Source organism: Bacillus sp. LL01, assembly GCF_001037965.1.
Genome location: NZ_LFEL01000077.1, coordinates 1 through 7,229, shown reverse-complemented (window position 1 = coordinate 7,229; position 7,229 = coordinate 1). Strand labels below are relative to the sequence as shown.

7 protein-coding genes are annotated in these 7,229 nt (G+C 39.1%); 2 read left to right on the top strand and 5 right to left on the bottom strand.

Features of this window, described 5'->3' with window-relative positions:
• Positions 1-1,279: alanine/glycine:cation symporter family protein (locus AB685_RS24540; protein WP_053073948.1), on the bottom strand; the 1,279-nt coding region annotated here is incomplete at its 3' end.
• A gap of 278 nt (positions 1,280-1,557) precedes the next feature.
• Here AB685_RS24540 and AB685_RS24535 point away from each other — a divergent pair.
• Positions 1,558-2,457: a DMT family transporter gene (locus AB685_RS24535; RefSeq protein WP_047973208.1), complete on the top strand. Its 900-nt coding sequence runs from the start codon at positions 1,558-1,560 to the stop codon at positions 2,455-2,457.
• A 15-nt stretch (positions 2,458-2,472) separates the two neighbouring features.
• Here AB685_RS24535 and AB685_RS24530 read toward each other — a convergent pair whose 3' ends face one another.
• The 4 genes from AB685_RS24530 to AB685_RS24515 form a co-directional block, all read right to left on the bottom strand.
• A complete protein-coding gene (locus AB685_RS24530) occupies positions 2,473-3,033 on the bottom strand; it encodes a glycerol-3-phosphate responsive antiterminator (RefSeq protein WP_047973209.1) in 561 nt (186 codons plus the stop codon).
• A 180-nt stretch (positions 3,034-3,213) separates the two neighbouring features.
• The gene (glpK, locus tag AB685_RS24525; protein ID WP_047973207.1) at positions 3,214-4,722 is read right to left on the bottom strand and encodes a glycerol kinase GlpK; all 1,509 of its coding nucleotides are present in this window, start codon (positions 4,720-4,722) and stop codon (positions 3,214-3,216) included.
• Between the two features lie 36 nt (positions 4,723-4,758).
• A complete protein-coding gene (locus AB685_RS24520) occupies positions 4,759-5,577 on the bottom strand; it encodes an MIP/aquaporin family protein (RefSeq protein ID WP_047973206.1) in 819 nt (272 codons plus the stop codon).
• 288 nt (positions 5,578-5,865) lie between these two features.
• Entirely contained in the window at positions 5,866-6,555 is a 690-nt protein-coding gene (locus AB685_RS24515; RefSeq protein ID WP_047973205.1) for a pseudouridine synthase, read from the bottom strand.
• A 160-nt stretch (positions 6,556-6,715) separates the two neighbouring features.
• On the opposite strand from AB685_RS24515, the gene AB685_RS24510 reads away from it, so the two are divergent.
• Positions 6,716-7,229, top strand: a 514-nt coding sequence (locus AB685_RS24510) for an aldehyde dehydrogenase family protein (RefSeq protein WP_047973204.1), incomplete at its 3' end; no start/stop codon positions are given.

Sequence of the window (7,229 nt, the reverse complement as noted above, 5' to 3'; positions counted from 1 at the left end):
GGAAGATTACCACTAAGTTTAATACAGCCATTAAGCCCATAAATAAATCAGCCATATTCCATACTAAAATAATTTCAGCAACTGAACCAAATAACACCATTAATAACACTGCTACTCGGTACACCATTTTCCATGAAGAGCTTTCACGAATAAATTCAATATTTGTTTCACCATAATAATAGTTGCCAATGATCGAGCTAAAGGCAAATAGTAAGATAGCAATGGCTACAAAACTTGGTGCCCATGAACCAATATGTTGGCTTAATGCATTTTGAGTTAACACAATCCCGTTGGATTCACCAGTTTGGTAAACATCTGTTAAAAGAATCATAAAAGCAGTGGCAGAACAGATAATCATTGTATCGACGAATACACCTAATGATTGTACTAACCCCTGTTTTGCTGGGTGACTTACATTGGCAGTCGCTGCAGCATTCGGGACACTACCCATACCAGCTTCATTCGAGAATAATCCACGACGTACACCTTGCATAATCGCAGCCCCAATTCCACCACCAATGACTTCATTTAACCCAAAAGCATTAGAGACGATTAAACTAAACACAGCTGGAATTTGCGTGAAGTTCGTTAACACAATAAAGAAAGCAATAACTAAATAGATAATGGCCATCACAGGTACGACAATCTGTGTAACGCTTGCAATTCGCTTAACGCCACCAAAGATAACTACCCCCGCAATAGCGGCTACAATAACTCCAATGATAAGACGATCAACATTAAATGCGTTCTCAAAAGCTAATGTGATGGTATTTGCTTGAACCGCGTTAAAGATTAATCCAAAACAAAGTGTAATTAAAATAGCAAAAGCAATGCCTAAACCTCGCTTATTTAAAGCCTTCTCCATATAATAGGCAGGTCCACCACGGAACTGATCACCATCACGCACTTTATATACTTGAGCTAAAGTACTTTCAATAAATGCTGTTGCCATACCGATGAGAGCTATCACCCACATCCAAAATACAGCCCCTGGACCTCCAAGAGCGATCGCAATAGCAACCCCTGCCAAGTTCCCTGTTCCAACACGGGAAGCTGTACTGATGGTGAAAGCTTGGAATGCAGATATTCCTTTATCTCCATCCTTTTTCTCACCGATAACACGGAACATTTCTCCAAATAATCGTACTTGTACAAAATTCGTACGAATCGTGAAGTAGACGCCCAATCCTAGCAATAAAGCGATTAACACATACGTCCACAGTAGATTATTCCCACCGTCAACGACCCAATTTAATCCATTCAAAATGCTTTCAGTCAATCTGCTCACCTCAACTTTTCAATATTTATTTATTATAACAACATAAAGGAAAAACATTATTTTTCTGAAAAATCAAATAATTTTTACATACCCTTGACAGTTCCTTATCCCCCCTTCTAAAATAATAAGTATCATATATCCAAATCAAAACCTATACCTATAGGAGTGGATTTTTCTAAGAGGTTTTTCTCTTATTTTCGCCACACAGCTACTTGTTGTAGCTGTGTGGTTTTTTGTTTGTTAGGCTACTCATTATAATAAGGAAGGAGCTTTCCTCGATGAAATTATGGATCTACCCCCTACTTGTTTTTATCGGTGGTTGTTGTCTTGGTATTTTATCTACCTTTGTAAAGCTTGCTTATAGTGCTGGTTATACCCTTAGTGTTGTGACATTGAGTCAATTTATATTTGGTATCGTATTCCTTTGGATTATTTTCCTCTTTTCCCCTAAAACCAAACTACCTTTCAAAAAAATAACGTTGATGTTCATAGCCGGTGTTCCCATGGCCCTTACAGGCTTATTTTATTATCAGGCACTACAAACATTAGACGCATCTCTTGCTATTATCTTTCTTTTCCAATTTGTTTGGGTTGGTTCATTACTTGAATGGGTACTAGAGGGAAAACGACCAAGCAGACTAAAGCTACTATCCATCGCTATTTTATTGTTTGGGTCGTTACTCGCAACAGGAATGTTTACACATGGAGGTACATCTTTTACATGGAATGGCGCTTTCTGGGGGTTTCTTTCTTCGATTACGTTTTCTTTATTTGTTTATTTAAGCGGAACGGTTGGCGTATCTCTTCCGCCTATTCAACGGAGTACGTTATTTGCAACAGGTAGTTTAATCTTGATACTGTTTGTATTTCCACCATCAACTTTGCTTCACGCAACTTTATCAGCTGATATTTTGTTTTTTGGGTTTATGTTAGGGTTATTTGGAGTTGCCTTGCCACCTTTATTATTTTCAATTGGCATGCCCCATATCGGATCAGGCCTGGGGACGATCTTAACCTCTGCCGAACTCCCAGTAGCTGTATTCATGTCCTTTATCATTCTTGGTGAAGCAGTCACTTTTATTCAATGGGTGGGAGTAATAATTATCTTAGCAGGCATTTTAGTAGGAAATAAAGAAAAATCAATAAGCCACCAATCTGAAAAGAAGGCTGCAAGTTAAAACTTGCAGCCTTAGTTAGTTCATCGAGTTGAATTTCCATAAGTCTTCTCTAGATGTTGTGATCGCCCGAGCTCCTGCTTCAAATGCTCGCAAGACATCTTCTTTTGTCTCAATTAAGCCTCCAGTAATCACTTCCGTCTTCGTATCTTTGCGAACCTTCTCAATATATTGAGGGATGACTCCAGGTAATACTTCAATAAAATCTGGCTCAATTTGTTCGACTAATTTATAGCTTGTTTCTAGCGCGATCGTATCTAAGAGAAATAAACGTTGAATGGCCATTACATTATTTTTCTTCGCTGTTCTGAGCACATCTCCCCGTGTTGAGATGAGACCAGCGGGCTTGATTTGTTGACATAGAAATTCTGTTGAATATTTATCATTTCGTAAACCTTGGATCATGTCCGCATGAAGAATCACTTTCTTTCCAGCCTTCCGTACATGACTCATAACAGCTCCAAGTTGAGCGATATGAAGATCTAGCATCACCATATATTCATCATTATTTGAAAGCACCTTCTCAAAATCCTTCATCCTCTTAATAGCAGGTAAAACCTTTTGACCATTAAAATCCATCTTACTCACYCTCACTATGACATGATTGATAATTGTAGCACGAATATCCTCAGAAAAAAAAAGAGAGCACAACTAGATTTATCAATCAAAAGTTGTAGCCCTCTCCACATAGACTATTTATTAACCTACTTGCAAGTATAGCAAGTCTCTTTGTGACCGTAAACGATTGCTAGTGGGTAATTAAGACTTAGAGTTTGGTTTAAAACCCATCGTTGACTTAACAGCCTGCTTCCAACCCTCATATAATGGCGTGCGTGTCGCCTCATCCATCTGCACTTCAAAAGAACGATCCATTCTCCAATTTGTTGCAATCTCTTGTTTATCTCCCCAAAAACCTACAGCAAGCCCCGCAAGGTAAGCTGCGCCAAGAGCAGTCGTTTCATTTACAACAGGACGCTCAACAGGAACGTTTAAAATATCACTTTGGAACTGCATTAAGAAATTATTCTTAACAGCTCCACCATCTGTGCGCAGTTTTCTTAGTCGAATCTCAGAATCAGCCTCCATCGCTTGCAAGACATCCTTTGTCTGATAAGCTAGCGATTCAAGAGTCGCACGAATAAAGTGCTCTTTTGTTGTACCTCTTGTTAAACCAAATACCGCTCCACGGGCTTCACTATCCCAATAAGGAGTTCCAAGTCCAACAAATGCCGGCACCATGTACACACCCTCTGTAGAATCGACTTTAGCCGCATAGTCTTCAGTATCAGCTGCTTGATTGACCATACGCATTCCATCTCGTAGCCATTGAATCGCTGAACCAGCAACAAAAATACTTCCTTCAAGGGCATATTCTACTTTTCCATCAATTCCCCAAGCAATCGTTGTTAATAGGCCACTCTCTGATTTGACTGCTTTTTCACCAGTATTCATTAACATGAAACAGCCTGTACCATACGTATTTTTTGCCATTCCTTTTTCAARGCATGCTTGCCCAAATAAAGCAGCTTGTTGATCACCAGCAGCACCAGCAATCGGTACTTGTTCACCAAAGAAATGGTACCCTTTCGTTTCTGCATACACTTCAGAAGAAGAACGAACCTCAGGTAACATGGATTTTGGAATATCTAAGATTTCAAGTAATTCATCATCCCACTTTAAATCATAAATGTTATACATCAATGTTCTAGAAGCATTTGTATAATCCGTAACATGAGCTGCTCCACCACTTAATTTCCAAATGAGCCATGTATCAATCGTCCCGAATAATAAATCTCCCGCTTCAGCTCGCTCACGTGCTCCTTCTACGTGATCCAGTAACCATTTCACCTTTGTCCCTGAGAAATAAGCATCAATGAGTAAGCCTGTTTTAGTTCGGAATAAGTCATTATAACCATTTTCCTTTAACTCAGTACATATATCTGCTGTTTGACGAGACTGCCATACGACTGCTTTGTGGATTGGCTTACCYGTATGCTTATCCCAAACCACAGTCGTTTCACGTTGATTCGTAATACCAATCGCAGCAATTTGACTAGGTTTTATATCTGACTCTGATAAGACACTAGCAATAACAGATAAAACAGACCCCCATATTTCATTTGCATCATGTTCTACCCAACCAGGCTTCGGGAAATATTGGGTAAATTCTTTTTGAGCAGAATGAACAATCTCTCCTTTATCATCAAATAAAATAGCACGCGAGCTTGTTGTTCCCTGATCAAGTGATAGAATATATGTTTTTTTCATTTTAATCTCTCCTCTTTTTGTTTATGAAATTTCACTTTAATTATTTTGATAATGTGTGGTTACCTTTGATGTAGCCGGCATCATTTTTGAAGCTGCACTTATGATCAATAGGATAGCCATTAAGACAAAGAGCGGAATGATTGATCCGCCATTAAACATAATATGATAGAATTGTGCACCTAGCACGCCACCCATTGCTGGCCCAACAATGGGTACCCATGCATACTTCCAGTTCGACGTTCCTTTTCCTGCAATCGGTAGAAGAAAGTGTGCAAGTCGCGGGCCCAAATCACGAGCTGGATTAATCGCATAACCAGTCGTTCCTCCTAATGAAAGTCCAATAGCAACAATTAAGAACCCAACAATTAATGGATTAAGTCCTTCTGTGAATTGGTTTGCACCTATAGCCAGTAACCCAAATAATAAAACAGCTGTTCCTATGGCTTCACTAAGTAAATTGGAAGGTGTGTGAGCGATCGCTGGATCTGTAGAGAATACAGCCAATTTAGCTCCTTGATCTTGTGTTTCCTTCCAATGAGGCAAGTAGTGAATGAAGACAATAACTGCACCTATAAAGGCTCCAATCACCTGARAGAGAATATAGCCTGGAACTAAGCTCCATGAAAACTCCCCTACTGATGCTAAACCAAGTGTAACAGCAGGATTAAGGTGGGCTCCACTAATGCCACCTACCGCGTAAACCGCAAAAGCTACTGCAAACCCCCAGCCAAATGTAATGACAATCCATCCAGAGTTCTCTGCTTTTGATTTCTTTAAAACGACACCTGCTACAACTCCTCCTCCAAAAATTATTAAWATCATGGTACCAATTAATTCCGCTAAATAGACACTCATGGACCTTACCCCTTTCATGGAAGCGTTTACCAACAAGGACAAAAAAAGAGACAGCTTTTTGCGAGGAACGATCTTAAATGATCACTTCYCGCAAAAAGCTGCCTCTCAATTGAACTCATCAGCTTCATTATAAACTTGCTTTCTAATATACATGACTCTATCAATCTTGTAAAGGAAATCTAAATCCTATTAAAGATAATTTTCAGAAAAATAAAATAACAATCGACAAGTTCTAGTTTATTTAGTACACTAGTTCTAGGAGGTGGTACGAACAACTTCTATGCCCATTCACCTTAGACTCTCCATCAGGACGTTTCTTTCTTCGCCAGTTAATTCACGCCATTGTCCATATGGCAATCCACTTAAAGTAAGATTCATAATTCGAACTCTTTCAAGACTTGTCACATAGTATCCAAATGCTTTTGTCATTCTCCTAATTTGACGATTAAGACCTTGGGTTAAAACGATTTTGAATGTTTGATCGTCGACTCTAGTCACCTTACATGGTTTGGTCACCTGGTCTAATATCTCAACTCCAGATGCCATACTCTCCATAAAGGAATCTGGAAAGGCGCGATCAACTGTTACAACGTATTCTTTCTCATGGCCATTTTCAACACGCATTAGCTTATTAACAATATCTCCATCATTCGTTAATAACAGCAGACCTTGAGACTCTTTATCCAGCCTACCCACTGCAAAAATACGTTCTGGGTAGTTCATGTAATCGATTAAGTTATTTTTCACTTGCCGTTGGGCCGTACATATAATGCCCGTTGGTTTATTTAACAAAAGGTAAATATTACGCTCTTTCATCGGAATAGGTTGACCATCTAATAAGGTACAATCGGATGGTTCAACAAAGGAATCTTTCGTAGCAACTTTGCCATTAACTGTTAGACGACCAGCAACTAATAATCTTTCTGTCTCTCTTCTTGAGCAGTATCCTGTTTTACTTATATACAATTGAATTCTCACATGGGTAATTCCTTTCTAGACAGTTCTATTACGTCTATATTAGCATGTGTTTGTTTAACTTTATTTAGATAGTTGTTTTTGTAATCGCTTTCATTATCTGTTATTTAGGTCCTGTTCTCATGGGCCATTCTCTATCAATCTACTTTTAGGAGGAATTTACATGGTTTATAAAAATCCAAACACAGACGGAGCACTAATTAACTTTAAGGATCGCTATGAAAATTATATAAATGGTGAGTGGACAGCTCCTGTAGGCGGCAACTACTTTGAAAATATCACACCTGTAACAGGTAACGTTTTTTGTGAAGTAGCTAGATCGTCTGCTGAAGATATTGAATTGGCACTTGATGCTGCTCATGCCGCAAAAGACAGCTGGGGTAAAACATCTCCTGCAGAACGTGCCAACATCTTAAATAAAATTGCCGATCGAATGGAAGAAAATCTTGAAATGCTTGCAGTAACCGAGACATGGGAAAATGGGAAAGCTGTGCGTGAGACATTGAATGCTGATATTCCTCTAGCGATCGACCATTTCCGGTATTTTGCAGGCGTAATACGTGCTGAAGAAGGAAGTCTATCTCAAATCGATGAAAACACCGTTGCTTATCACTTCCAAGAGCCACTTGGGGTAGTCGGACAAATTATCCCTTGGAATTTCCCGATTCTCATGGCTA